Genomic DNA, 23,979 nt, shown 5'->3' on the forward strand with positions numbered 1-23,979 from the left:
TCATGGCGCAACCGCGCGAAATTAACCCGATCCTGAAGCAGGTATTGGAGCTGGGCCCCACGTTGGCCTTTTTCGTGCTTTATGTGCGGATCAAGGACGATGTTTTCAGCTTTGGTGGCGTGGAGTACACGGGCTTTATCGTGGCGGCGGTGGTGTTTGTGCCGATCTTGCTGATCGCGATGGGGATCTTGTGGGCGCTGACGGGCAAGCTGAGCCGGATGCAGGTGTTCACGGCCTTTATGGTGATCTTCTTTGGTGGACTGACGGCGTGGTTCAATGACGAGCGGTTCTTCAAGATGAAGACGACCATCGTCTACGGGCTGCTGGCGGCGATCCTTGGCATCGGGCTTTTGCGCGGGCGGTCGTGGTTGGAATATGTGATGGCCGATATGATGCCGATGCAACACGAGGGCTGGATGATCCTGACGCGGCGTCTGGCGCTTGCCTTTGCAGTGCTGGCCGTCGTGAACGAGGTGATCTGGCGGACGATGTCCACCGACGCGTGGGTCAAGATCGAAACCTTCGCCTTCCCCGTAGCGCTTATGCTGTTCCTGTTTTGGCAATTTGCCAAGCTGCAACCCTATGTCATCGAAGACGCGGACGGCGAGGGGTAGGCAAATCTTCGAAGAAGATTTGTGCACAAACTCTCTGAGAGAGTTTGACGCCCGGCCGATGCCTATGAGGCGCGGCCATTCAGGGGACCCTTGGGGGACTGAAGCCCGCGTATGACCTGTGATTTGCGGCGCAAAACTGCAGTCCACCGCGGCGCAACCTGTGGCTTGATCGCCCGCAGTTGTGGCAGGTCGAGCGCCCCGTTCAACAAAGCAGCATTCAACGCCATCACGCCGGGGCGTTTGTAGCTGGACCAGTGGCAAACCCTGTGTTGCGGCGGGGCAATATCGTAGCCAAGGCCCCGCAAACCTGCCAACGTCTGCGCGCAGCTGATCTGTATCTCGACCGTGTTGCGCGCCTGCAACCCGCGCCCCATGGTGCCGGATCCTGCGACGATTGCCTCGAACCCCAGATCGTAAAAGCGGTTTTCGCGTGATGTGACATGAAACAGGGTGGCTGCCTGCCCGCAGGGGGTGGCCAGCGCATGACGCGCCAACCCCAGATGTGCGGCCCCGTTCAACACAACGATCCGCGCCACATCGCCCTCGTTCAGATAGGGTAGGGCCGCCAGCACCAGTGTTGCCCCCAGCGAATGGGTGATCAAATGCACGGGACCACGCCCGCGCAATGCCCGCACCAGTTCGGCCAGGCGGACGGCACGTTCAAGCGCGTGGCTGTGCGCTGTGCGCAGCCCGCCACGGGCATGCCAGCCAAATGCGATGGCGGATTGGCTGCCGTCAAACACGCCCAGCCCTGCGGGCCAGCCTTGCGCGTGAAACAGCCGCGCATGAGGGCAGTGATCTGCAACAAAGGGCGAGTATTTGTACCCGTGCACCATCACCACCACAGGATCACGCCCTGCCAACCGTTGCGATAGCGCACTGGCGACCGGCTGGGCCGAGCCATGCAGACAAAGCCCTTGCACAGCGGCATTGATGCGGAGCAATGGCATTGCCCGTCCTTTTCCGAAGGCGCCCCCAAGAGGCGCGTGATGATCTGGGGTGTCGGACCACGATGGCAGCTTTGGATGAACATTGCGTTACATCCGCGTTCGCGCCTGTTGACCGCTGCGGGCCGATAGCCTAACCACTCAGGCGTGGCGATTTGTTACCGGATTGCGGGCCACGTTAAACATTCCGCTAAAAGGTCAGGATGAAAGCCCCCCTTTCGCTTGACCGCGTCTGGGGGTTTTTTGTTGCCCGACCCCATCCCACGGGCACAGAAAGGATACGTAATGAGCGACGATTGGAAACCAGGTACCAAGGCCGTACACGCAGGCACAAAACGCAGCCAGTTTGGCGAAGTGTCAGAGGCGATTTTCCTGACGCAGGGCTTCGTCTACGAGAGCGCAGAACACGCCGAACAGCGGTTCATTGCGTCCGGCCCTGATGAATACATCTATGGCCGCTACGGCAACCCCACGGTTGCGATGTTCGAAGAACGCATCGCGGCGCTCGAAGGGGCCGAGGACGGCTTTGCCACGGCTTCGGGCATGGCGGCCGTTTCGGGCGCGTTGATGTCGATGCTCAAGGCTGGCGATCACGTTGTTTCCGCCCGCGCCTTGTTCGGCTCGTGTCTCTATGTTCTCGAAGAAATCCTGACCCGCTATGGCGTTGAGGTCACCTTTGTCGATGGCACCGATCTGGATCAGTGGCAGGCCGCGATCCGCCCCGATACCCGCGCTGTCTTTTTCGAATCCATCTCCAATCCCACCCTGCAAGTCATTGATATCGAGGCTGTCTCGGCGCTCGCCCATGCGCAAGGTGCGCTGGTTGTGATCGACAATGTCTTTGCCACGCCCGTCTATTCGCGCGCGTTTGAGCAAGGCGCCGATGTGGTCGTCTATTCGGCCACCAAACATATCGACGGGCAGGGGCGCACCTTGGGCGGTGTCATCCTTGGCAGCACCGATTTCATTCGCAACACGGTCGAGCCTTACATGAAGCACACAGGCGGCTCTATGTCGCCCTTCACCGCTTGGGTCATGCTTAAAGGGTTGGAAACGATGCGCCTGCGGGTGCGGGCGCAAACGGCGACCGCGCAGGCGGTGGCACAGGCGCTGGAAGAGCACGCGGGGCTGAACGCGGTGATCTACCCCGGTCTTGCGGCGCATCCGCAAAACGCGCTGGTGCAGCGGCAGATGGGGGCAGGGGGCACCGTGCTGGCCGTGGATGTGAAGGGCGGCAAGGACGCGGCATTTGCCTTCCTGAACGCGCTGAAAATCGGGGTGATCTCGAACAACCTTGGCGATGCCAAGACCATCCTGACCCACCCCGCCACCACAACCCACCAACGCCTGCCCGAGGATCAGAAAGCCAGCCTTGGCATTGCGCCGGGATTGGTGCGGATCAGCATCGGTCTGGAAGAGGAAAGCGATCTGGTCAAAGACTTTTTACAAGCGCTAGATGCCGTAAAATAAGCGGGATGGGGCGGTATTCCCCGTTATCTTTGTTTAATTTTTGGCAATATGGTGCAGGACGCTTACATATGGGTTCAGACAGACAAGGGGGCGGACCCATGAATATCTCGACACCGATTGCACCTGCGCCAGACCGCACAGCGGCCGAAGCGGCACTTGAGACTTTGCGTGCTTGGGCCGCCACTGCGGATCAGACAGAGCTTGCCACGCTCGACCCTGCTGTGGCGCAGCTGCTGGGCGGAGGCGCGGCCTATCCTTTATTCGAACGCGACTATCCTGAAGATTTCGAGATTGAGCCGGAGTATAAGGCCAGCCTGCCGGACCTGCAAAACGGCCCCTCCAGCCTGATCAAAGGTGCCAACCAGCAAATCCAGCACGTCGGCATTTCGAACTTCCGCCTGCCCGTGCAGTTCGCCACCCGCGACAATGGCCCGCTGAGCCTGCAAACATCCGTGACAGGCACCGTCAGCCTTGAGGCGGACAAGAAGGGCATCAACATGTCCCGCATCATGCGCAGTTTCTACAAACACGCCGAAAGCACGTTCAGCTTTCAGGTGATCGAAGCCGCCCTTGATGACTACATCAATGACCTCGAAAGCTTTGACGCCCGCATCCAGATGCGGTTCTCTTTCCCGATGAAAATCGCCAGTCTGCGGTCGGGGCTGGAGGGGTATCAGTATTACGACGTGGCCCTTGAACTGGTCGAGACTGCGGGCGTGCGCCAGCGGATCATCCATCTGGATTACGTCTATTCCAGCACATGCCCGTGCTCGCTTGAGCTGTCCGAACATGCCCGCGCCACCCGCAACCAATTGGCGACGCCGCATTCGCAACGATCGGTTGCCAGGGTGTCGGTGCTTTTGGAAGACGGCGCAGATATTTTGTGGTTCGAGGACCTGATCGACGCCTGTCGCCGCGCCGTCCCCACCGAGACGCAAGTCATGGTCAAGCGCGAGGACGAGCAAGCCTTTGCCGAGCTGAACGCCGCCAACCCGATCTTTGTGGAGGACGCAGCCCGCCTGTTTTGCGAACAATTGCTCGCCGACACGCGCATCGCCGATTTCCGTGTCATCGCCAGCCATCAGGAAAGCCTGCACAGCCACGACGCGGTCAGCGTTCTGACTGAGGGACCGACCTTTGCACAATCCAGCTTTGATCCGAAACTATTCAACACATTGTTCCATGTAGGCTGAAACGGCCATTGTATTTAACAACATAGACCGCCCTTCGGGGCGGTCTTTTGCGTTTTCGCGGTGGGCTCGTTGCAGCAAACGGCAAGCGGCTATGCGTTATTGTCGGTGGTGCTGCGCTGCAGCATGGCCTAGTTTTGTTCTCAACACAGACACACAAAGTAACGAGCCGAGGCATCCAAAATGACCTATCAAACCGCAAACGATCACTCTGCCTTCCACTCTGCCGTTGGGGGCCTGCGCGCCGCGATCACGGCTGTGGGTGACGTGCTGAAATCCATCGGCAAAAGCTATATGGACGCATCGGTTGCGTCATCGCGGATGCACCTGATCCGGACGCTACAGGGTAAATCAGACGCCGAACTGGCCCATCTGGGGCTGAAGCGCGAAGACATCACGCGCCACGTGCTGCGCGATATCTACTACCTCTGAAGGGCCACGCCTTGCGTCTTTCTGCACGGGCATGGGCGGCGGTTGCTTGACACCTGACGCCGCCCGCGCCAACCCTGCGCGCATGGATGTGCGCCCGATAGGATACGTGATTGGCCTTTTGGTGGCGGTGCTTGGCGCCGCCATGCTGATCCCTTTGATGGTTGATCTGGCCGAGGGGCGCGGCCATTGGCCCGTGTTTCTTCAAAGCGGCATCATCACCGTCTTGGCGGGCACCGTCATCGCCCTTGCCTGCGCCAGCGGCGTCCGCGAAGGGCTGACGATCCAGCAAACCTTTCTTCTGACATCTTCGGTCTGGGTGGCGCTGCCGCTGTTCGGGGCCATCCCTTTCGTTCTGGGCGAAACGGACGCGCGAACTGTCGACGCGGTGTTCGAGGCGATGTCGGGCCTGACCACCACAGGCTCCACCGTGCTGGTGGGGCTGGATGATCTGCCCAAAGGGTTGCTGATCTGGCGGGCGATCCTGCAATGGTTGGGCGGGATCGGTATCATTGTTGTAGCGATGGTGTTCCTGCCCGAATTACGCGTCGGCGGCATGCAAATCTTTAAATCCGAAAGCTTTGATACTTTTGGTAAAATCCTGCCCCGTGCAGGGCAGATTGCCACGCAAATTTCGGGGCTTTATGTGGCGCTGACGCTGATCTGCGCCATGGTCTATTTGTATTTCGGGATGGATGTGTTCGACGCCACAGCCCACGCGATGACCACGATCGCCACGGGCGGGTTTGCCAATTACGACGCCTCGTTCGCCGCGTTTGCCGGCCCGCTGGAGTATGCGGCGGCTGGCTTTATGATCCTCGCGGCTTTGCCGTTTGTCCGCTACGTGCAGCTTATCAACGGGAACCCGATTGCGCTGTGGCGTGACCCGCAGGTGCGCGGCTTTGTCGGCACGATTGGCGTGCTGATCGTTCTGCTGATCCTGATCCTCGAAGATGGCGTGCATCTGGACCGCGAACAAGCCGTCCGCGAGGCACTTTTCAACGTCACCTCCATCATCTCGGGCACGGGCTATGCCTCGGTTGATTATATGAGGTGGGGCAGCTTCGCGGTGGCGCTGTTCTTCTTTATCGGACTGGTCGGCGGCTGTGCGGGCTCGACTGCCTGTTCGGTCAAAGTGTTCCGCTATCAGCTTTTGTTCGCCTCGATCCGTGCGCAACTGCGGCGCATCCGCTCGCCGCACGGCATCTTTACCCCGCGTTATGACGGCAAACCGGTAGGCGAGGACGTCCTTGCCTCGGTCATGACCTTCTTTATCTTTTTTGTGCTGACCCTTGGTATTGTGTCCGTGGCGCTTTCGATGACGGGGCTGGATTTTGTCACGTCAATTTCGGGGGCGGCGGCGGCTTTGGCCAATATCGGCCCGGGGTTGGGCGACATCATTGGCCCTGCGGGCAATTTCTCAACCCTCAATGATCCGGCCAAGTGGATTTTGACGCTGGCCATGTTGGTCGGTCGGCTGGAACTGATGGTCGTCTACGTGATTTTTACCGTTAAGTTCTGGAGAGCATAATGACCGATCCACAAACCCGCCCGCTGGGCGCGCAAATCTCGCATATGCTCAAGGCACGCGGCGTGGATGTGATATTCGGCATTCCGGGCGTGCATAATCAGGAAATGTACCGTGGCATCGAAGAGGCAGACATCACCCATGTGCTGGCCCGTCACGAACAGGGCGCGGGCTTTATGGCCGATGGCTATGCGCGGGCGAGCGGCAAGGTCGGCGTGGCCTATGTGATCACGGGGCCCGGCCTGTGTAATATCATGACGCCGATGGGGCAGGCCTATAGCGATAGTGTGCCTATGCTGGTGATCTCAAGCTGTCTGGACGAGGTGGCGGCGACACGCGGGCAACTTCACCAGATGCGCGACCAGCGTGCGGCGGCGGCAACCGTCTGCGACTGGTCCGAAGAGGCCGTGACCGCGCAGGCGGCCTATGCCCTGATCGACCGCGCCCTAAGCGAATTTGAACTCGACCGCCGCCGGCCGAAACATATTCAGGTGCCTATTGCCGCACTAGAGGCACCCGCCGTGGCCGCAGGTCCGCGCAGCACATTGACAGCGCCAAGTACACTCGGCATCGCGGCCTCTCTCGCACCGATCCTGACCGCCCGCCGCCCGCTCTTTGTCTTTGGGGGCGGGGCGGTCAGCGCATCGCATGATGCGCAGGCGTTGATGCAAGAACTTGGGGCTGCCTCCTTCACCAGCTATGCGGGGCGAGGGGTGGTTACAGCCGAAGACCCACTGCATTTCGGCGCGTCACTGGCGCGCCCCGACAGCGCCGAGGTCTTTGCGAAGGCCGATATGGTCGTCGCCGTCGGGACAGAATTGGCCGAGGTTGACCTGTGGCGGGATGAATTGGGCCACAAAGGTGAATTCATCCGCATCGATAAGGATACAGAGGTGCTGGCAGGTGGCCCCGCAGGCGTGCATGTGCAGTGCGATGCAGGTGCCGCCCTGCGCAAGCTGCGTGAGATGGCGCAAGGACACACGCCTGACACGGACTGGACCACAAGCGAGATCTCGACCGCCCGTACGCGTTGGCGTGCCGAGGTGGATGCGGAGCGCCCGGGCATTGTGCCACTATGTGACGCGCTGCGCGACGCGGTGCCCGAAGGTACGATGATCTATTCGGATATGACCCAATTCGCCTATGTCGCCAAAGAAGTCTGGGACATGGACCGCGCAGGCCATTGGCATCATCCTTATGGCTTTGGCACGCTGGGCTATGCCACCCCTGCGGCGATCGGTGGCGCGATTGCGCGGCAAGGCAAACCCACGATGGCGATCATCGGGGACTACGGTTTTCACTATACGGTGCAAGAGTTGGGCGTGGCGGTTGAACTGGGTCTAAGCCTGCCGATCATTCTGTGGGACAACGGCAAACTGGGCGAGATCGAGGACAGCATGGTCCGCGCCCAAATCGCGCCCAATGCCGTCGTCGCAGGCAATCCCGACTTTTGCAAACTGGCCGAAGCCTTTGGTGCGCAGGCGGTGGCACCAGATAGCATCGAGGCTTTCCAAGATGCCGTGCGTGATGCGTTCAACGCGGACGGGCCGACGCTGATCTACGCGACGCCAAAGCTTACGTCATAGAAACTCCGCCCGCGTCGGAGCCGTTTTTTTCGAAAAAAAACGGGGCGGAATTTTTGAAAATTCCGTCCCCCGGGGCTGGCGTTATTCCCAGCAACTTACCAATACGGTCATGCCGCTGGCCTTCTGCGACAGCTGGAAAGCGGTGAGGCTGGCCGCCCCGTCTGCCGCTGCGCCTGGCAAGGTCACGCCCGCATCCCCACTGGCAGCCACAACGGTCGCGGCATCCACCGAAAAGCTTACGTCGCCCGGCAGGGTCGGGCCGCCTTCAGGCGCGGCCGTCAGCATCCCGATCACCGCGCCCGTACGGTCCAGTACAGGACCACCCGCATCGCCCGCCCGCGCTTTGAGCGTGAGGCGGTTGATATTCTGCTCACCATCCAGACCGCGCACGTCCGCCAATGTGCCAAAGCTCATGGAAGGTGCGCTCAGCACTCCCTCGAACGAGTATCCGGCGACAGCGACTTCGCTGTGCAGGCGTGTTGGCGCTGCGGCAAAGCTGGCAACGGACAAGGGCGCAAGCGAGGCTTTTGGTTTCAGGAACGCCACACCGCGTGCTGCGTCATCTGTGATGATCTCTGCATCCGTGTCGCCATCCAACGTGATGCGCGAACAGCTTTGCACGGCTGCCGATGTCGTCGCGACCGTGCCCTTCGCGTTCACAAAAAAGCCCGAGCGGGACAGTTTCGGTTTGCGGATTTGCAGCCCTGAAATCATGTCGATCGACTGTTGCGAGGCATTGCCTGCCGTCGCGCTCAGCACACCGGGCATACGGGTAAAGCTGTTTTTCATTTCTTCCAACAGGCGTGTGCGGCGCTCTTCGTCGCCCGCAGGCCAGATCAGCGTAAAGCCCTTGATCTCGCCGTTTTCCAACGCCGCTTGGGTATAGCTGATCATGCTGCTGTTTTGGCCGACCAGCGTAAAGCTGGACTTCTTACGCTCACGCGGGCCATTCAGCGGCACGATCTCAAGGGTTTGCATGATTTCATACAGGCCAAACAGCGTGTCCTGATCGCCAGGTTGGCTGATCAGCAGCACGCGGGCGGCGACATCGCCGGATTGCTTGTATTGGGCAAAGGGCGGCTCGTAGCGCTCAAAGCTGACCACGCCTGTGGGCAGGGTCATCTCGATCCCCGCTTGGGTATCGCGCACCGTTTGCAGGCCAAGCCCGTCGAGCACGGCGTTATACTGTTTCTTCAACTCGGCACGTTGCAGCGTTGTCAGGATGCCCGTCTTCGTGAAGTTGTTGGCCTCTTGCCATGCTGCCATCGAATTGCGGGTGCCGCGTCCAAAAGACCCGTCGATCGCCGCTGTGTAAAAGCCGGCCCATTTCAGCATTACCTGCAACTGCTTCTTCTCGTCACGGCTCAGCGCGCGTTCCGAGCGTTGGGCCTCGGCCGGAGTTTCGTCTGCGGGCTGTGGTTCCGGCTCTGGTTCGGGTTGAGGCTCGGGCGTGGGGGCCACTTCTGCAACCTGTTCGTCAGGCGTTTCGGGCTGCGCGGCGGGGGCAGGGGCCTCGGGCTGCGCGGGCACGGTGCCATCAGGTGCAGCCACCGCACCGTTGCCCAACACATTTGCACCTACGGGCCAGAACTGTTGGCGCAAGCGGCTTGAGCGCTGGATAAAGCTGTCACGCGGGATCAACCCGTCGCGGCGATACTGGCGCAAGACCAGCTCGGCGTCGGCACGGCGGTAGGGGCCGACGACAACCGCATACCAGCCACCGCCAACTGAAAAGCCGTTCACGTCCTGCAACAAGGTCGTATAAGCCGTGGCACGGTCTGTTGCGCGGGTCAGCGATTGTTGCGCTTCGATCTGGATCCAGACGACTTCATCCGGGTTGTTGGACTGGGCAACGGCAGCGTTCGTAAACGCAAGCATCAGGGAAGTCAGGCAGATCAGGATAAGGCGCAGCATCAGGGCAATAGCTCTCATTATATTACTTTGCGGCACATAAACAGTATTTAGCGGTGATTCCCATATGATAATCAGGCCTTTCGAACAGATTTACCTGCCGTTGTGCCCAAGCTGCGGCATGTTTGCGCGCTGATTGACCCTAGCCCCGCGTGCCCCTAGTAAGAGCGTCAAATGGCAAAGGACGCATCATGGCTGACACTCCTCGTTCGTTTCAGGAAATTATTCTGCGGTTGCAGGGGTATTGGGCACGCCAAGGCTGCGCCATTCTGCAACCCTATGACATGGAAGTAGGGGCGGGCACTTTCCACCCTGCCACGACCCTACGCTCGCTTGGGACAAACCCTTGGGCCGCCGCCTATGTGCAGCCCTCGCGCCGCCCGACCGATGGCCGCTACGGCGAGAATCCCAACCGCCTACAGCACTATTACCAGTACCAGACCCTGATCAAACCCAGCCCGCCCAACCTGCAAGAGCTTTACCTCGGCTCGCTGGAAGCGATTGGCGTGGACATGGACCTGCACGACATCCGCTTTGTCGAAGATGACTGGGAAAGCCCGACGCTGGGCGCATGGGGCCTTGGCTGGGAGGTCTGGTGTGACGGTATGGAAGTCAGCCAGTTCACCTACTTCCAGCAGGTCGGCGGGCACGACTGCCAGCCCGTCTCGGGTGAGCTGACCTATGGGTTGGAGCGTTTGGCGATGTACATCCTTGGCGTGGATCACGTCATGGACATGCCGTTCAACGACCCCGACGCGCTGATCCCGCTCAGCTATGGCGATGTCTTCAAACAGACCGAAGAAGAATACGCCCGCTGGAACTTTGATGTGGCCAACACCGAGGTCCTGCTGCGCCATTTCGAAGAGGCAGAGGCCGAGTGCAAAGCCATCATCGCGCAAGAGCATGTGGACCCCAAGACAGGCAAGCGCATCGTCATGGCACACCCCGCCTATGATCAGGCGATCAAGGCGAGCCATATGTTCAACCTGCTGGACGCACGGGGCGTGATTTCGGTGACGGAACGCCAAGCCTACATTGGCCGTGTGCGCGCACTGACAAAGATGTGCGCCGACGCCTTTGTGCAAACCCGCGCAGGCGGCTGGTCCGAGGACGCGGCATGATGCCTGCGCCGCGGGAGTATCCGGTATGATGGGTAAATTTTTAGGGGGGTTCATCGTGATCTCAGCCTTGGCCGCAGGTGCGGCACTATACTATCTGCAAGTCTACGGCTTCTACCAAGAGGTCGACGCCCCCGCGGACGGGGTCGAATTAATCATGCTGGGCAGTGCGCAAGGCGAAGTCATTCCTACCGATGACTTCCAGGCCATTGACGCCGACAGTTCTCCCATTCGCTACCGTGCGTGTTTCACCACACCCTACAGCCTCGCGCTGATGACCGAGACCTTCCAGATGGTCGAAGACATGACCCCGCGCAACGCGCCAAACTGGTTTGACTGCTTCAACGCCGAGGCCATCGCGAATGAGCTGGCCGCAGGCACCGCGCTCACCTTTCTGAGCCAGAAGAACATCCATTACGGTGTGGACCGCGTGGTCGCGATCACCGAGGACGGGCGCGGCTATGTCTGGCACGAACTGAACGATTGTGGCGAAAAAGCCTATGACGGCACGGTGGTGGGCGAAGAATGCCCCGCCTTGCCGACCGCACCAACCGAATAACACCCCGAGGTATCCCCGTGGCTGATCTGCTGATTGAACTGTTCTCCGAAGAAATCCCCGCCCGCATGCAAAAACGCGCCTGCGAGGATCTGAAAAAGCTGGTGACCAACGGCATGGTCGAGGCAGGTCTGACCTATGCCAGCGCTGCCGCTTTTGCCACGCCGCGCCGCCTGTGTCTGACGGTCGAGGGCGTGCTGGACGCCAGCCCCCGCACGGTGGAAGAGCGTAAAGGCCCCAAGGCAGACGCGCCCGAAAAGGCGATCGAGGGCTTCCTGCGCGGTGCGGGCCTGACCCGCGATGATCTGGAAGAGCGCGACACGCCCAAAGGCAAAATCCTGTTTGCCAAGATCACCCGCGAAGGCCGCCCCGCCGCCGACATCATCGGCGAAGTGTTGGAGCAAACCATCCGCACCTTCCCATGGCCCAAATCCATGCGCTGGGGCAGTGGTTCACTCAAATGGGTGCGCCCGCTGCATTCCATCCTGTGCATCCTCAGCCGTGAAGACGGGGCCGAGGTTGTTCCGCTGGACGTGGACGGGATCGTGTCGGGCAACACCACCCGCGGCCACCGTTTTCTTGCGCCCGATGCTTTTACGGTCAGCAGCTTTGATGACTACACCGCCAAACTCTCCCGCGCTTTTGTCGTGCTGGACGCGGCTGCGCGCGCCGACACCATCTGGAACGATGCGACCAACGTGGCCTTTGCCAGTGGCATGGAAGTGGTCGAGGACGCAGGCCTGCTGGCCGAGGTGGCGGGCCTTGTGGAATACCCCGTCGTGCTGATGGGCCGCATCGGGGATGATTTCCTCGACCTGCCGCCGGAGGTTTTGCAGACCTCGATGAAAGAGCACCAGAAATTCTTCTCCGTCCGCAACCCCAAGACAGGGCGGATCGAGAAGTTCATCACCGTCGCCAACCGCACCACCGCCGACAATGGCGCGACGATCCTTGCGGGTAACGAGAAGGTGCTGAGCGCCCGTCTGGCCGATGCGAAATTCTTCTGGGACAACGACTTGCGGGTGGCCCAATCGTCAGAGGGGATGGCCGCGTGGGTCGAGAACCTCAAGAACGTGACCTTCCACAACAAGCTGGGCACGCAGGCCGAGCTGATCGAGCGTATGGCCGTGCTGGCCCGCGAACTCGCCCCGATGGTCGGTGCAAACGCAGACGCCGCCGAGCAAGCCGCGCGGATCGCCAAAGCCGACCTCAGTTCGGAAATGGTTTACGAATTCCCCGAACTCCAAGGCCTCATGGGCCGCTACTACGCTGCCGCCGCTGGCCATAGCGAGGAGGTAGCGCAAGCAGCCGAGGAGCATTACGCCCCCCTTGGCCCGTCAGATGATGTGCCCACAGCACCCGTTTCCATCGCCGTGGCATTGGCCGAAAAGATCGACAAGCTGACAGGCTTCTGGGCGATTGATGAGAAGCCGACAGGCAGCAAAGACCCGTTTGCGCTGCGTAGGGCTGGGCTGGGGGTTATTAGATTGGTTTTGCAGAACGGTTTATCACTTCCGTTAAGCGACTGGCTCTATTTCGGGCTTTCCTCACACTTGGTATGGCTGAAATCTAAAAACCCTTTTGATATGTCTGCGGACAAGCCTTGGATTGAAATGACAGTGGAAGAGAGAGAGGAGAGGTCAGAAAAAGATCTTCGTGCAGCGGACTGGTATTCTGCGCAGGCTGCGAAGTTATCTAATTGGACTGGTCTGGACCTGACGCCTGATAGAAATTCGATTGACCTCCTCGCCTTCCTCCACGACCGCCTAAAAGTCTACCTCAAAGACCAAGGCATCCGGCACGACATCATCGACGCCTGTATCGCGATGGAAGGCAACGACGACCTCACCCTGCTGGTCAAACGCGCCCGTGCGCTTTCTGATACGCTCAAAACCGACGATGGTGAAAACCTGCTGCAAGCCTTCAAGCGGGCCAACAACATCCTGTCTCAGGCCGAGGCGGGCAGCAACATTGAATACTCCCACGGCGGCGACATCAAATACGCCGAGACAGAGGAGGAACGCGCGCTGTTCAAGGCGCTGGACCAAGCCGACAGCGTGATTGCGCCCGCCATGGTGGCTCAGGATTTCTCGACCGCCATGTCGGCGCTGGCCTCGCTGCGGCCTACGCTGGATGCGTTTTTCGACGCGGTGCAGATCAACACCGATAATGACGTGGTGCGCCGCAACCGTCTGAACCTGCTGGGCCGTATCCGCACGCTATGTGCCTCCATTGCGGACCTCACGCGCATCGACGGCTAGTTGACGTAGTAGCGCACAGTGTAAGCAAAGGCTTGCCCTGTGCGCGGATGCCCTTATGCTGCGCGTGAAACCAAAAGGTGCCGCAGTGCAGAAACCCCGTGCAGAATAATCCAGATACCACGCTGATTACACAAACAGCGCCTGTCGCCACCGATACCCACGGCGGGCGGGCCAAGTGTTTGCAACGTCTGGTGCGGCTAGATCTGCCCGTGCCGCGCACCATCGCGCTGTCGTTTGCAACGGTCGAGGCGATTGCCAACGGCGAGCTGCCGGACGTTGACTGTATCGTTGACCAATTCCCGAATGACGCGCTGCTGTGCGTACGCCCGTCCAGTCAGGACCCCGATTGGGGCGGGCCGGGCGCGGTGCTCAACATCGGGATGAACGACGCACGGTTCGCGACCTATAGCGCCAATATGGGCGAAGACGCCGCCGCCGCGATCTATACGCGCTTCATCCAGTCCTATGCCATCAACGTCGCCCGCCTTGACCCCGATATGTTCGACGATGTCGAGGCCGAAGGCCGCGCAGGGCTGGCCCAAACGCTCGCCGCTTACGAGAGCGAGACCGACGAGAAGTTCCCCCAATCGCGCCGCGTCCAGCTGGCGGCGGTGCTGTTGTCGATGGCGCGGGCGTGGAACGGCACCTCGGCGCGGTTGCTGCGGCAGGCCAAAGGCGCGCCGCTGGATGCGGGGCTGGGCCTTGTGGTGCAGCAGATGATTTTTGGTCTGGGGGCAGGACATTGCGGTTCAGGCGTCCTGCAATTGGTGAGCAGTGACACAGGCGCGCCGCAGGTCACGGGCCGCTATCTGAGCCAAAGTCAGGGCCGCGATGCACTTGCGGGGGATTCCGCCTCGCTCTACCTCACCCGCGACCCGCGTGGCCCCGCACTGGAAGAGGCGCTGCCAGAGGCGTTTCAGACGCTCAAAGACTATGCCACCTTGATGCGCAAACGCCTGCGGGCCGAGATGCAGGTCGAGTTCGCAATCGAAGACGGCACCGTTCACATCCTCGACGGGGTGCGGGTGCAACGTGCATCCCGTGCGGCGGTGCGGATCGCGGTCCAGCTGGCGCAGGACGGTGTGATCAGCCGCGAAGAAGCCCTGATGCGCGTGCAACCCGGCCTGCTGACCGAATTGCTGCACCGCCAGATCGACCCCTCAACGCGGCGCGATGTGGTGGGCACGGGCATCGCCGCCAGCCCCGGTGCGGCCACGGGCCGTCTGGTGTTTGATTCCGCCGAAGCGCAGGCCAGCGCCGCGCGCAAGGAAGCCTGTATTCTGGTCCGCCGCGAGACGACCTCGGAGGATGTGCGCGGGATGCATGCGGCCACCGCCGTGCTGACCGAACGGGGCGGGATCACCAGCCACGCGGCGGTGATTGGCCGTGGCATCGGGCTGCCTTGTGTGGTGGGGGCCTCGACCCTGACGTTCAATCAGGTGGAGCAGACAATCACCGCCGCGGACGGCCGCGTCTTCCGCGCAGGCGATGAAATGACGGTCGATGGCTCGACGGGTCAGATCCTTGCGGGGGCGGCCACCTTGCAAGAGGCGGCTTTGGACGAGTATTTCCAGACCTTGATGCAATGGGCGACAGACTGCGCCGATATTCAGGTCCGCGCAAATGCCGACACGCCTGCGGACGCCCAGACGGCGCGTAATTTCAACGCGACGGGGATCGGGCTGTGTCGGACCGAGCATATGTTCTTTGACCAAGGGCGGCTCACGGTCATGCGCGAGATGATCTTTGCCGATACATCGGATGGCCGCCGCGCCGTGCTGGAGCGGTTGCTGCCCATGCAGCGCGACGACTTTAGCCAGCTGTTCCGCATCATGCAGGGCAGCCCCGTCTGCATCCGCTTGTTTGATCCGCCCTTGCACGAATTCCTGCCCGTCGACAAAGCAGGGCAAAGTGCCTTGGCCGATGCGCTTGATCTTCCGCGGTCCCATGTGACGCGGCGGATCGAGGCGATGCGGGAATACAACCCGATGCTGGGTCTGCGCGGTGTCCGCCTTGGCATCACCGTGCCCGAAATCTACGAAATGCAGGCCCGCGCTATTTTTGAGGCAACCGCAGAGACCATTCAGGACGGCCGCGACATCGTGCCCGAGATCATGATCCCGCTTGTGTCCGCCCGCCGCGAGGTCGAGATCGTGCAAACCGCGATAGAGGCCGTGGCCAATGCCGTGCGTCAAGAGCGTGGCGTGGCCTTTGACTACCGCCTTGGGGTCATGGTCGAGACTCCGCGTGCCGCTCTGCGCGCCGCAGAGATCGCGCCCCATTGCGCCTTCCTCAGCTTTGGCACCAACGACTTGACGCAGATGGCCTACGGCCTGTCGCGTGACGATGCGGGGCGGTTTATGTCCGATTACGTGCGTCAGGGTGTGTTCGACGAAGACCCGTTCCACACGCTGGATCATGACGGCGTGGGCGAATTGTTGAAGCTGGGGGCCGAACGTGGGCGCATGGCGCGGCCCGACATCACCCTGTCGGTCTGTGGCGAGCATGGCGGCAACCCCGAATCAATCGCATTTTGCCGCGCAGCGGGCTTTGACTATGTTTCATGTTCGCCGTTTCGCGTGCCTGTGGCGCGTCTTGCCGCAGCGCAATTGGCTATCTCCGAAAAAATATCCAAGCATTAAGGGGGCTTGGCCGCGTGCCCTTGGGCTTGTCGGCACGAGGCCGCGCATGTTCTAATGCGCGGGTTGCAGCCGCGCAGGCCACGCCTTAGGTGCCGCAGCGATGAAACGACGCTGGAAACGATGATGAATTTTACTGTTCGGACTTTGATGGCTGCAGGGCTTGTGATGGCAACTGTTGCTTTGCCTGTAAGCGTACAGGCCAACACCACGGCCAAGGCGTTGGCCAAGATCGAGGCACGCGGCCTTGCGAGCGCCGCGCCCCGACAGCTCAAGGCGCTGGCGACTCCTCCCGTTGCGGCCGTAACAGGAACAGCGACCGACAAGGTCTTTACGGCCAAATGGCTGTCTGCCCAGCCAAAGCCGACCGGCGGGGCCGAATTCAAATGCCTGACAGAGGCGCTCTATTTCGAGGCGCGGGGCGAGACGCTCAAGGGGCAGTTCGCAGTGGCCGAGGTGATCCGCAACCGCGTTAAATCCAAACGCTTCCCGAATTCCTATTGCGGTGTGATTAATCAGGGGACGGGGCGTAAATACGCCTGCCAGTTTACCTATACCTGCGATGGCCGCCCCGAGATCGTGTCCGAGCCTGCCGCCCACGCCCGCGTGGCCAAAGTGGCGCGTGCCACGCTGGACGGCAAATCGCCTGATGTGACGGACGGGGCGACGTTCTATCATACCACTGCCGTGAAACCCAGCTGGGCCTCCAAGTTCAAGCGCACGGCGCGGTTTGGCGTGCATCTGTTTTACCGCCGCGGCGCACGCGTCGCCAGCAACTAAGACGCCCGCACTGCTTGCGGGCAAAGCTGGCGCCAATCGCGGGCATAGGGGCGCATCCGGACCTAGACCGGCGTTGTGTGGCGCGATACACGCGCTGTATATTCTTTGCCGCGGAGTAATCCTATGACCACCGAGACGCGCCTTGCCTTTGCCCACCCGTCCGAGCGGGCGGCGGCCACAGCGACCAGCGATGTGCTGGACCGTATTTCGGTGCGCGACCACACGGTAGAGGTCGAGATCGGTGCCTTTCAGGCCGAGCGCGGCGTGACCCAGCGCATTTGCTTTAACATCGCCGTCGAGGTGCAACCGCTGAGCGGCCCGATTGATGACGATGTTGATCGGATCCTGTCGTATGACCGCGTGACGGAGGCCATTCAGGCGGCTTTGGCCGTGGAGCGCTTGGCCCTGCTCGAGACACTGGCCGACCGCGTGGCCGAATTGATCCTTGCCGAGCCGCAGGCCATGCGGGTTTTTGTGCGCATTGAAAAGCTGGACCGTGGCCCCGGTGCCTTGGGTGTCGAGATTATGCGCGCCAAAGACAGCACGCCATCCCCGACCGAGGTAACACCCGATGTGCCCGAACAGCCCGAGTTGGTGTTTCTGAGCAATGCAGCCATCGCCGCGCCCCATCTGAACGGTTGGCTGGATCAGCTGCACGGATTCGGGCGGCCATTGGTGTTGTGTGTGGGGGCCTCTGACAGTGCGGCGCCACAGGTGGCGCATAAAATGGCGCAGCGGCGGATTGATCTGCTCGCGATCGAGCAGAACGCATGGGTGCTGGCTGCCCGCGATGACCGCTGTGTGGTGGTCGAGACGCGGACCGAGTTGGAGTGGGCGATGAAGAACGGCCAGACCTGTGTTTGGGCACCGTCGAAGATTGTGTTGGACAGTGTGGACACGCCCTCGGCCCAGCCCCGCGATGCGGTGGCGTTGGCCGCGTGGTTTGCTGCGACTTTCGAGGCGCGGGAGATGTTGGTGATTGGTGCCGACCTGCCCGATGACGCGCCAGTGCCGTTGCGCGCTGTTTCAGTTGATGCAAAGACGCTGCCACATGCCTAAGATCTACTACCGCCCCTTGGTAAGCTGCGATGTTGCTCGGCCTGATGGTGCGTTGCAGCTGGGTGGCGGATGGGGCTGGTTCACGCATGTAGAGGTTTTGCAGCGTGGTGTGGCACCGCGTGTTGTGCCTGCGTGCGACATTCCTGACACCGCACGGGGGGCGCTCCTCGCTTCACGCTCCTCGCTGGGGGGCGGGCGGCCGCAGATCATGGGGATTGTGAACGCAACGCCTGACAGTTTCTCGGACGGGGGGCTGCATGCGGCGGCGGATGACGCGGTTGCGGCCGGTTTGGCGATGGCCGCTGCGGGCGCGGATATTCTGGACATCGGCGGCGAATCCACACGGCCCGGTGCCGTGACAGTTGACGCGGACGAAGAAGCGGCGCGGGTTGTGCCTGTGATCGCAGGCTTGCGGGCGCAAGGCTACGGGGGGCAAATCTCGGTTGATACGCGGAAGGCGCATGTCGCGCAGGCGGCGTTGGCGGCGGGGGCGGACCTGATCAACGATGTGTCGGGCTTTACCTATGACCCTGCTTTGGCGGATGTGGCTGTTCAGGCGCAGGTGCCTGTCTGCGTGATGCACGGCCCCGTTGATCCTGCGACGATGCACCATGATCCGCAATATGATGACGTCTTGCTGGACGTGTATGATTTTCTGGCTGGTCAAATCGAAATGCTGGAAGCCAAGGGCGCAGACCGCACCCGCATCATTGCGGACCCAGGCATCGGTTTTGGCAAGACCCAAGAGCATAATCTTGCGCTATTGGCACGGCTGAGCCTGTTTCATGCGCTGGGCGTGCCTGTGCTGCTGGGCGCATCGCGCAAGCGGTTTATCGGCACGATTGGCAACGCACCCGAGGCGCGGGACAGGATGGCAGGCTCAATCGCGGTGGGGCTGGCAGGGATTTCACAAGTCGCGCAGATTCTGCGCGTGCATGACGTAGCGCAGACCGCGCAGGCCATTGCACTTTGGCGCGCGAGCATGGCAGGATGCTGATATGACAAAACTCTTTGGTACAGACGGCGTGCGCGGCACGGCCAATATTCACCCTATGACCGCCGAGATGGCGTTGCGCATCGGCGCCGCCGTGGGCCGGTATTTCCGCCGCGATGGTGCGTCTTCGGTTCACCGCGTGGTGATCGGGAAAGACACGCGCCTGTCGGGCTATATGTTTGAGAACGCGCTGACGGCGGGGCTGACCTCAACGGGGATGAACGTGCTGTTGCTGGGGCCGGTGCCGACGCCGGCGGTGGGGTTGCTGACACGCTCCATGCGGGCCGATCTGGGGGTCATGATTTCGGCCAGCCATAACCCTGCACAAGATAACGGGATCAAGTTTTTCGGCCCCGACGGGTTCAAGCTGTCCGATGCGGTCGAGGCCGAGATCGAGGCGCTGGTGGCGGAAGGTGTGGAGCCCACAACCGCGCCGCAAATCGGCCGCGCCAAGCGGATTGACGACAGCCGCTTTCGCTATATCGAGCGGGTCAAGTCGAGCTTTCCGCGACAGATGCGTCTGGACGGTCTGAAGGTGGTCATTGATTGCGCCAACGGCGCAGCGCACCATGTGGCCCCGATGGCCCTGTGGGAACTGGGCGCGACAGTGATCCCTGTGGGCGTATCGCCCAACGGCCATAACATCAACGATGCCTGCGGCTCGACCCATCCGCAAACGGCGGCCGAGACTGTGGTAGCGCATGGGGCAGATGTGGGCATCTGTCTGGACGGTGACGCGGACCGCGTGATCTTGCTCGATGAAAAGGGGCAGGTGGGCGACGGCGACCAGTTCATGGCGCTGATGGCAGCCCGCTGGAAGGCAGAGGATCGGCTGAAGGGCGATGCTTTGGTTGCCACCGTGATGAGCAATCTGGGGCTGGAGCATTTTCTGCAAGCCAAAGGCGTGCGGCTGGAACGCACCGCAGTCGGCGACCGCTATGTGGTAGAGCGGATGCGGCAGGGCGGCTTTAACCTTGGCGGCGAGCAGTCGGGTCACATCGTGATGACCGATTACGCGACCACAGGCGATGGTCTGATGGCGGGGATGCAGTTTCTGGCCGAGATGATCCGCGCCGAGCGACCCGCGTCGGAGTTGATGCACCAATTCGAGCCGGTGCCGCAGGTGTTGGAAAACGTGCGCTTCAGCGCGGGGCAGACCCCGCTGGAGGACGCGCACGTGAAGGCCGCGATTGCGCAGGCCGAGTCCGATCTGGCGCAAGATGGGCGGTTGTTGATCCGTAAATCAGGGACCGAGCCGCTCGTTCGGGTCATGGCCGAGCATGAGGATGCCGCGCTGATGGCGCGGGCGGTCCGCGCGGTTGTGGTGGCTGTTGAGGATGCGGTGAAAACGTGACCTGAAGGCGCAGGCCAAGGCCTGCACAACATGTTTTTGCGCGCATCCGGCCGCAGCCGATGCGCGCAGGAGGAGGCCCTAGCGGCGGAAGAGCCGTCGCAGGGCGCCATATTGGCTGAGGCCCACGCCGATCAGGATGAGCGTCATGGCCAGCAAGAGCGAGCGGGGCAAAGCTTCGCCCAAGATCAAGCTGCCCAAGACCACAGACCAGACGGGGACCTGATAATTTACCAGTGACATGAACACTGGACCCGCGCTGCGCACGACAAGCACGCGCAGGAAATTCGCACCTGCGGTTGGGATCAGCCCCAGAAACGCCAAAACGGCGAGAATTTCTTTGGACGGGACCGGGGGTGGCCCTTCCACCGCCCAAGCCAGCGGGACGGTGATGCAAGCACCGATCATCAGCAGCACAGTCGCGAGGCCGATGGGGTGCGCGGCGGGCAAGCGGCGCAGCATGATTGACCCGATAGCATAGCAGCTTGCGGCCAGAACGCAGGCGATGCGGCCCGAGGTTTCAAACGCGCTGCCTGATGTCTCGAACGCTTGTGCGCCGATCAGGATGACCACGCCGACAAATCCGATCACAAACCCGATGGTTTTGCGCAGGGTCATTTGTTCGCCCGCAACGGTGAAGTGGGCGAGGGGCAGGACGATAAGCGCCACGGCCGCCATGGAAACGCCCGCAAAGCCCGACGTCACATACTGTTGCCCCCACGCCAGCAGCGAAAACGGCACAGCCGAGCTGAGCCCGCCGATAATCACCAGATTGCGTTTGTCTGCGCCAGTGGTCGGCGCCCCAAACAGCGGGCAGCCCAAAGCGGCCCAGATCAGCCCCATCAGCACAGCGGCGAAAGCGATGCGCGAGGCGGCAAGCCAAAAGGGCGGCATGCCTCCGGCAAGCGCCACTTCGGTCACCATGAAGGTGCCGCCCCATGTGAGGCCAAGGATCGCGATCATAAACCAGCTGAGCGGGGTGATGTTGGGGGAGGTATTCATTCGTCCAGATACGGGGAAAGGCAGGGTGGGCGCAAGGGGTGCGGCAATTCGGACGGGAACGCGGTGCCGTGTCTGCGGGTTTGTCTGGACGTGAATCTGAAAAGGACACGAACGATGGATATATCCATGCTGATCGGTGCGATGGCCATTACCACTTTGCTGGTGGCGGCGGGCTTTGCCTATTATTCCAAGACTGAAGTAGATCGGCGGATGAGCGACCTTGGGGCGCGCAAGTCGGCCTTGGCGGCGGATCGAGATTAGCAGGCTCGTCTTAGAATGCGTGTGGCGGCCGTTTGAATGCAAAAAGGCCCGAGGGAAACCTCGGGCCTTTCGCGTGATAGTGAAGGCTTAGTTCTTTGCTTTGTCGACCATTTTGCCTGCGGAGATCCACGGCATCATGTCGCGCAGCTTGCCGCCGACGATTTCGATCTGGTGCTCGTCGTTGGAGCGGCGCGACGCTTTGAGCGTTGGCTGGCCAACAGCGTTTTCCAGCATGAAGTCGCGGACGAATTTGCCTGTCTGGATGTCGCTCAGGACTTCTTTCATGCGGGCTTTTGTTTCGTCATAGGGCAGGATGCGCGGGCCGGAGACGTACTGGCCATACTCGGCTGTGTTGGAGATCGAGTAGTCCATGTTCGCGATGCCGCCTTCATAGATCAGGTCCACGATCAGCTTTGTCTCGTGCAGGCACTCGAAATAGGCCATCTCTGGCTCGTAGCCTGCTTCAACAAGGGTCTCAAAGCCCATGCGGATCAGCTCAACGATACCGCCGCACAGAACGGCCTGTTCGCCGAACAGATCGGTTTCGCATTCTTCGCGGAAGTCGGTTTCAATAATGCCCGAGCGGCCGCCACCGATGGCGGAGCAATAGGACAGGCCGATTTCCAGGGCTTTGCCTGATGCGTTCTGGTCAACGGCGACAAGGCAAGGCACGCCGCCGCCTTTGGTGTATTCGCCGCGCACAGTGTGGCCGGGGCCTTTGGGTGCCATCATGATGACGTCAACGCCTGCTTTCGGCTCAATCAGGCCGAAGTGTACGTTCAGACCATGGGCGAATGCGATTGCAGCGCCTTCACGGATGTTGTCGTGCACGTATTTCTTGTAGGTGTCGGCCTGCAGTTCGTCGGGCATTGTGAACATGATTACGTCGGCCCATGCGGCGGCAGAGGCGATGTCCATCACCTTGAGGCCTTCGCCTTCAGCTTTTGCAGCAGAGGGCGAGCCTTCGCGCAGGGCGACGACGAGGTTCTTGGCGCCTGAGTCGCGCAGGTTGAGAGCATGGGCGTGGCCCTGTGAGCCGTAGCCGAGGATCGCAACTTTTGCGTCCTTGATGAGGTTTACGTCGCAGTCACGGTCATAATAAACGCGCATTGGAATCTCCTTGGTTGGATTGAACTGGGGTGCAACATAGCGGGTGTTGCGCGGGGCGCTAGTGTTGGTTTATGAGTTTAGAAAGCAAAATAAAGAAAATCATGCGCTATATGGGCCTTTGCTGGAAAAATCATGCTTGAAGATGCGGATCGACGTTTGTTGCGTTATTGGCAGGCGGAGCCGAGCCTGAGCCCTGCGGAGTTGGGCGCACGTGCGGGGATGAGCGGGGCACGGGCGGCGCGGCGGATTGCGCGGATGCAGGACTTGGGTGTGGTGCAGGGCGTGGGCGCGGTAATTGACTGGGCGGCCCTTGGCTATACGGTTGAGGTTTCGCTGAGAATTACGCTGGATAAAACGCAAGGCAATGCGTTTGATGTGTTTCTGGCGCAGGCGCGGGATGTGCCCGAGGTGATCGAGGTGCAGACGTTTTTGGGGCGTGTGGATGTGCGCCTGTCGATCATTGCGCGGGATATGGCGCATTATCAGCAGATCTACCGCAGCTCTATTCTGACCTTGCCGCATATTTCCGAGATTGAGGCGTTGATGCATGTGGCGCGGATTAAAACGAGTGAGGGGCTGCCGTTGTGAGTGAATTAGATGCGATTGACGCGCAGCTGCTGCGGGCGCTGGCGCGGGATGCGACGCAAAGTGCGGGGGCGTTGGGGCGGGCGCTGGGCCTGAGCCAGCCTGCCACATGGCGGCGGATCAAGCGGTTGGAGAGCGAAGGCATCATCACCGGCCGCGCCCTGCGGTTGGATGCGGAAAAGCTGGGCTTTGGGGTCACGGTGTTTCTGGGGGTAAAGCTGGCCTTGCGGGGCCGCGTCAGTCTGGAGGATTTCGAACGGGCGGTCATGGCCATTCCGGAGGTGCAGACCGTTGAGCATGTCCTGGGTCTGTATGACTACCGCCTGCGGGTTGTGGCCCGTGACCTGCCCGATTTCGAGCGTGTTTTGCGGCGCCGTATCATGACCCTGCCCGGTGCGGGGGAGGTCGAGGCGAATGTGTTGCTGAGCGAGGAGCGGTTGGCGGGACCGCTGTAATGTCTATCAAAGGAAACCTGCGGGCGCGATGTGAACGTCTGCCCCTGTGATAGGGGCGCGGTGCACCCAAATAGACTTTGCCAAAAAGGCCCCCTGTTTCTATGTCCCAGAGTGATAAATTTGGTTGGAGGAT

The 23,979-nt window shown here is 61.2% G+C and carries 21 protein-coding genes and 1 riboswitch; of the genes, 17 read left to right on the forward strand and 4 right to left on the reverse strand.

What is annotated here, in order from left to right; translation table 11 throughout:
* Nucleotides 1–2: 2 nt before the first annotated feature.
* Nucleotides 3–614: an inner membrane-spanning protein YciB gene (locus ABMC88_RS06245; protein ID WP_349575978.1), complete on the forward strand. Its 612-nt coding sequence runs from the start codon at nt 3–5 to the stop codon at nt 612–614.
* Between the two features lie 62 nt (nt 615–676).
* Here ABMC88_RS06245 and ABMC88_RS06250 read toward each other — a convergent pair whose 3' ends face one another.
* Complete coding sequence (locus ABMC88_RS06250; RefSeq protein ID WP_349575979.1) at nt 677–1,564, reverse strand: alpha/beta fold hydrolase; 888 nt, start codon at nt 1,562–1,564, stop codon at nt 677–679.
* Between the two features lie 134 nt (nt 1,565–1,698).
* Nucleotides 1,699–1,775, forward strand: a riboswitch (SAM riboswitch).
* Between the two features lie 71 nt (nt 1,776–1,846).
* Between ABMC88_RS06250 and metZ the strand changes: the two genes are divergently transcribed.
* The 5 genes from metZ (at nt 1,847) to ABMC88_RS06275 (ending at nt 7,764) form a co-directional block, all read left to right on the forward strand.
* Entirely contained in the window at nt 1,847–3,031 is a 1,185-nt protein-coding gene (metZ, locus tag ABMC88_RS06255) for an O-succinylhomoserine sulfhydrylase (protein ID WP_349575980.1), read from the forward strand.
* 98 nt (nt 3,032–3,129) lie between these two features.
* Complete coding sequence (folE2, locus tag ABMC88_RS06260) at nt 3,130–4,224, forward strand: GTP cyclohydrolase FolE2 (RefSeq protein ID WP_349575981.1); 1,095 nt, start codon at nt 3,130–3,132, stop codon at nt 4,222–4,224.
* Between the two features lie 180 nt (nt 4,225–4,404).
* Nucleotides 4,405–4,653: a hypothetical protein gene (locus tag ABMC88_RS06265; protein WP_349575982.1), complete on the forward strand. Its 249-nt coding sequence runs from the start codon at nt 4,405–4,407 to the stop codon at nt 4,651–4,653.
* 82 nt (nt 4,654–4,735) lie between these two features.
* The gene (locus tag ABMC88_RS06270) at nt 4,736–6,181 is read left to right on the forward strand and encodes a TrkH family potassium uptake protein (RefSeq protein ID WP_349576143.1); all 1,446 of its coding nucleotides are present in this window, start codon (nt 4,736–4,738) and stop codon (nt 6,179–6,181) included.
* A complete protein-coding gene (locus ABMC88_RS06275) occupies nt 6,181–7,764 on the forward strand; it encodes a thiamine pyrophosphate-binding protein (RefSeq protein WP_349575983.1) in 1,584 nt (527 codons plus the stop codon). Before ABMC88_RS06270 ends, ABMC88_RS06275 begins: the two co-directional genes overlap by 1 nt.
* Before the next feature lie 81 nt (nt 7,765–7,845).
* Here ABMC88_RS06275 and ABMC88_RS06280 read toward each other — a convergent pair whose 3' ends face one another.
* Entirely contained in the window at nt 7,846–9,696 is a 1,851-nt protein-coding gene (locus ABMC88_RS06280) for a trypsin-like peptidase domain-containing protein (protein ID WP_349575984.1), read from the reverse strand.
* Nucleotides 9,697–9,866: 170 nt separating this feature from the next.
* Between ABMC88_RS06280 and ABMC88_RS06285 the strand changes: the two genes are divergently transcribed.
* The 8 genes from ABMC88_RS06285 (at nt 9,867) to glmM (ending at nt 20,436) form a co-directional block, all read left to right on the forward strand.
* Nucleotides 9,867–10,796, forward strand: coding sequence for a glycine--tRNA ligase subunit alpha (locus tag ABMC88_RS06285; RefSeq protein ID WP_349575985.1), 930 nt, complete (start codon nt 9,867–9,869; stop codon nt 10,794–10,796).
* A gap of 25 nt (nt 10,797–10,821) precedes the next feature.
* Entirely contained in the window at nt 10,822–11,352 is a 531-nt protein-coding gene (locus ABMC88_RS06290) for a DUF6446 family protein (protein WP_349575986.1), read from the forward strand.
* 17 nt (nt 11,353–11,369) lie between these two features.
* Nucleotides 11,370–13,610: a glycine--tRNA ligase subunit beta gene (gene glyS / locus ABMC88_RS06295; protein ID WP_349576144.1), complete on the forward strand. Its 2,241-nt coding sequence runs from the start codon at nt 11,370–11,372 to the stop codon at nt 13,608–13,610.
* A gap of 98 nt (nt 13,611–13,708) precedes the next feature.
* Nucleotides 13,709–16,252, forward strand: coding sequence for a putative PEP-binding protein (locus tag ABMC88_RS06300; RefSeq protein ID WP_349575987.1), 2,544 nt, complete (start codon nt 13,709–13,711; stop codon nt 16,250–16,252).
* Between the two features lie 165 nt (nt 16,253–16,417).
* The gene (locus tag ABMC88_RS06305; protein WP_349575988.1) at nt 16,418–17,029 is read left to right on the forward strand and encodes a cell wall hydrolase; all 612 of its coding nucleotides are present in this window, start codon (nt 16,418–16,420) and stop codon (nt 17,027–17,029) included.
* 123 nt (nt 17,030–17,152) lie between these two features.
* Nucleotides 17,153–18,088 carry a dihydroneopterin aldolase gene (locus ABMC88_RS06310; RefSeq protein ID WP_349575989.1) on the forward strand — a complete coding sequence of 312 codons (936 nt, stop codon included), beginning with the start codon at nt 17,153–17,155 and terminating at the stop codon, nt 18,086–18,088.
* The gene (gene folP, locus ABMC88_RS06315; protein ID WP_349575990.1) at nt 18,081–19,085 is read left to right on the forward strand and encodes a dihydropteroate synthase; all 1,005 of its coding nucleotides are present in this window, start codon (nt 18,081–18,083) and stop codon (nt 19,083–19,085) included. The genes ABMC88_RS06310 and folP overlap by 8 nt, the downstream gene beginning before the upstream one ends.
* Before the next feature lies 1 nt (nt 19,086).
* Nucleotides 19,087–20,436: a phosphoglucosamine mutase gene (gene glmM, locus ABMC88_RS06320; protein WP_349575991.1), complete on the forward strand. Its 1,350-nt coding sequence runs from the start codon at nt 19,087–19,089 to the stop codon at nt 20,434–20,436.
* Between the two features lie 78 nt (nt 20,437–20,514).
* Here glmM and ABMC88_RS06325 read toward each other — a convergent pair whose 3' ends face one another.
* Nucleotides 20,515–21,435 carry a DMT family transporter gene (locus ABMC88_RS06325; RefSeq protein WP_349575992.1) on the reverse strand — a complete coding sequence of 307 codons (921 nt, stop codon included), beginning with the start codon at nt 21,433–21,435 and terminating at the stop codon, nt 20,515–20,517.
* 114 nt (nt 21,436–21,549) lie between these two features.
* Between ABMC88_RS06325 and ABMC88_RS06330 the strand changes: the two genes are divergently transcribed.
* The gene (locus ABMC88_RS06330; RefSeq protein WP_349575993.1) at nt 21,550–21,696 is read left to right on the forward strand and encodes a hypothetical protein; all 147 of its coding nucleotides are present in this window, start codon (nt 21,550–21,552) and stop codon (nt 21,694–21,696) included.
* A gap of 87 nt (nt 21,697–21,783) precedes the next feature.
* Here ABMC88_RS06330 and ilvC read toward each other — a convergent pair whose 3' ends face one another.
* On the reverse strand, nt 21,784–22,806 hold the full coding sequence (ilvC, locus tag ABMC88_RS06335; RefSeq protein WP_349575994.1) for a ketol-acid reductoisomerase: 1,023 nt from the start codon (nt 22,804–22,806) through the stop codon (nt 21,784–21,786).
* A 132-nt stretch (nt 22,807–22,938) separates the two neighbouring features.
* On the opposite strand from ilvC, the gene ABMC88_RS06340 reads away from it, so the two are divergent.
* Nucleotides 22,939–23,394, forward strand: coding sequence for an Lrp/AsnC family transcriptional regulator (locus ABMC88_RS06340; RefSeq protein WP_349575995.1), 456 nt, complete (start codon nt 22,939–22,941; stop codon nt 23,392–23,394).
* Nucleotides 23,391–23,846, forward strand: a complete 456-nt coding sequence (locus ABMC88_RS06345) for an Lrp/AsnC family transcriptional regulator (RefSeq protein ID WP_349575996.1) — start codon at nt 23,391–23,393, stop codon at nt 23,844–23,846. Before ABMC88_RS06340 ends, ABMC88_RS06345 begins: the two co-directional genes overlap by 4 nt.
* Nucleotides 23,847–23,979 lie beyond the last annotated feature (133 nt).

The sequence above is a fragment of the Sulfitobacter aquimarinus genome (assembly GCF_040149565.1).
Classification (GTDB): domain Bacteria; phylum Pseudomonadota; class Alphaproteobacteria; order Rhodobacterales; family Rhodobacteraceae; genus Sulfitobacter; species Sulfitobacter aquimarinus.

Excerpts from the sequence above, each read along its gene's own strand:
- ABMC88_RS06245 (WP_349575978.1), top strand. The coding sequence starts at position 3 with ATGGCGCAACCGCGCGAAATTAACCCGATCCTGAAGCAGGTATTGGAG.
- ABMC88_RS06250 (WP_349575979.1), bottom strand. The coding sequence starts at position 1,564 with ATGCCATTGCTCCGCATCAATGCCGCTGTGCAAGGGCTTTGTCTGCAT.
- metZ (WP_349575980.1), top strand. The coding sequence starts at position 1,847 with ATGAGCGACGATTGGAAACCAGGTACCAAGGCCGTACACGCAGGCACA.
- folE2 (WP_349575981.1), top strand. The coding sequence starts at position 3,130 with ATGAATATCTCGACACCGATTGCACCTGCGCCAGACCGCACAGCGGCC.
- ABMC88_RS06265 (WP_349575982.1), top strand. The coding sequence starts at position 4,405 with ATGACCTATCAAACCGCAAACGATCACTCTGCCTTCCACTCTGCCGTT.
- ABMC88_RS06270 (WP_349576143.1), top strand. The coding sequence starts at position 4,736 with ATGGATGTGCGCCCGATAGGATACGTGATTGGCCTTTTGGTGGCGGTG.
- ABMC88_RS06275 (WP_349575983.1), top strand. The coding sequence starts at position 6,181 with ATGACCGATCCACAAACCCGCCCGCTGGGCGCGCAAATCTCGCATATG.
- ABMC88_RS06280 (WP_349575984.1), bottom strand. The coding sequence starts at position 9,696 with ATGAGAGCTATTGCCCTGATGCTGCGCCTTATCCTGATCTGCCTGACT.
- ABMC88_RS06285 (WP_349575985.1), top strand. The coding sequence starts at position 9,867 with ATGGCTGACACTCCTCGTTCGTTTCAGGAAATTATTCTGCGGTTGCAG.
- ABMC88_RS06290 (WP_349575986.1), top strand. The coding sequence starts at position 10,822 with ATGATGGGTAAATTTTTAGGGGGGTTCATCGTGATCTCAGCCTTGGCC.
- ABMC88_RS06305 (WP_349575988.1), top strand. The coding sequence starts at position 16,418 with ATGGCAACTGTTGCTTTGCCTGTAAGCGTACAGGCCAACACCACGGCC.
- ABMC88_RS06310 (WP_349575989.1), top strand. The coding sequence starts at position 17,153 with ATGACCACCGAGACGCGCCTTGCCTTTGCCCACCCGTCCGAGCGGGCG.
- folP (WP_349575990.1), top strand. The coding sequence starts at position 18,081 with ATGCCTAAGATCTACTACCGCCCCTTGGTAAGCTGCGATGTTGCTCGG.
- glmM (WP_349575991.1), top strand. The coding sequence starts at position 19,087 with ATGACAAAACTCTTTGGTACAGACGGCGTGCGCGGCACGGCCAATATT.
- ABMC88_RS06325 (WP_349575992.1), bottom strand. The coding sequence starts at position 21,435 with ATGAATACCTCCCCCAACATCACCCCGCTCAGCTGGTTTATGATCGCG.
- ABMC88_RS06330 (WP_349575993.1), top strand. The coding sequence starts at position 21,550 with ATGGATATATCCATGCTGATCGGTGCGATGGCCATTACCACTTTGCTG.
- ilvC (WP_349575994.1), bottom strand. The coding sequence starts at position 22,806 with ATGCGCGTTTATTATGACCGTGACTGCGACGTAAACCTCATCAAGGAC.
- ABMC88_RS06340 (WP_349575995.1), top strand. The coding sequence starts at position 22,939 with ATGCTTGAAGATGCGGATCGACGTTTGTTGCGTTATTGGCAGGCGGAG.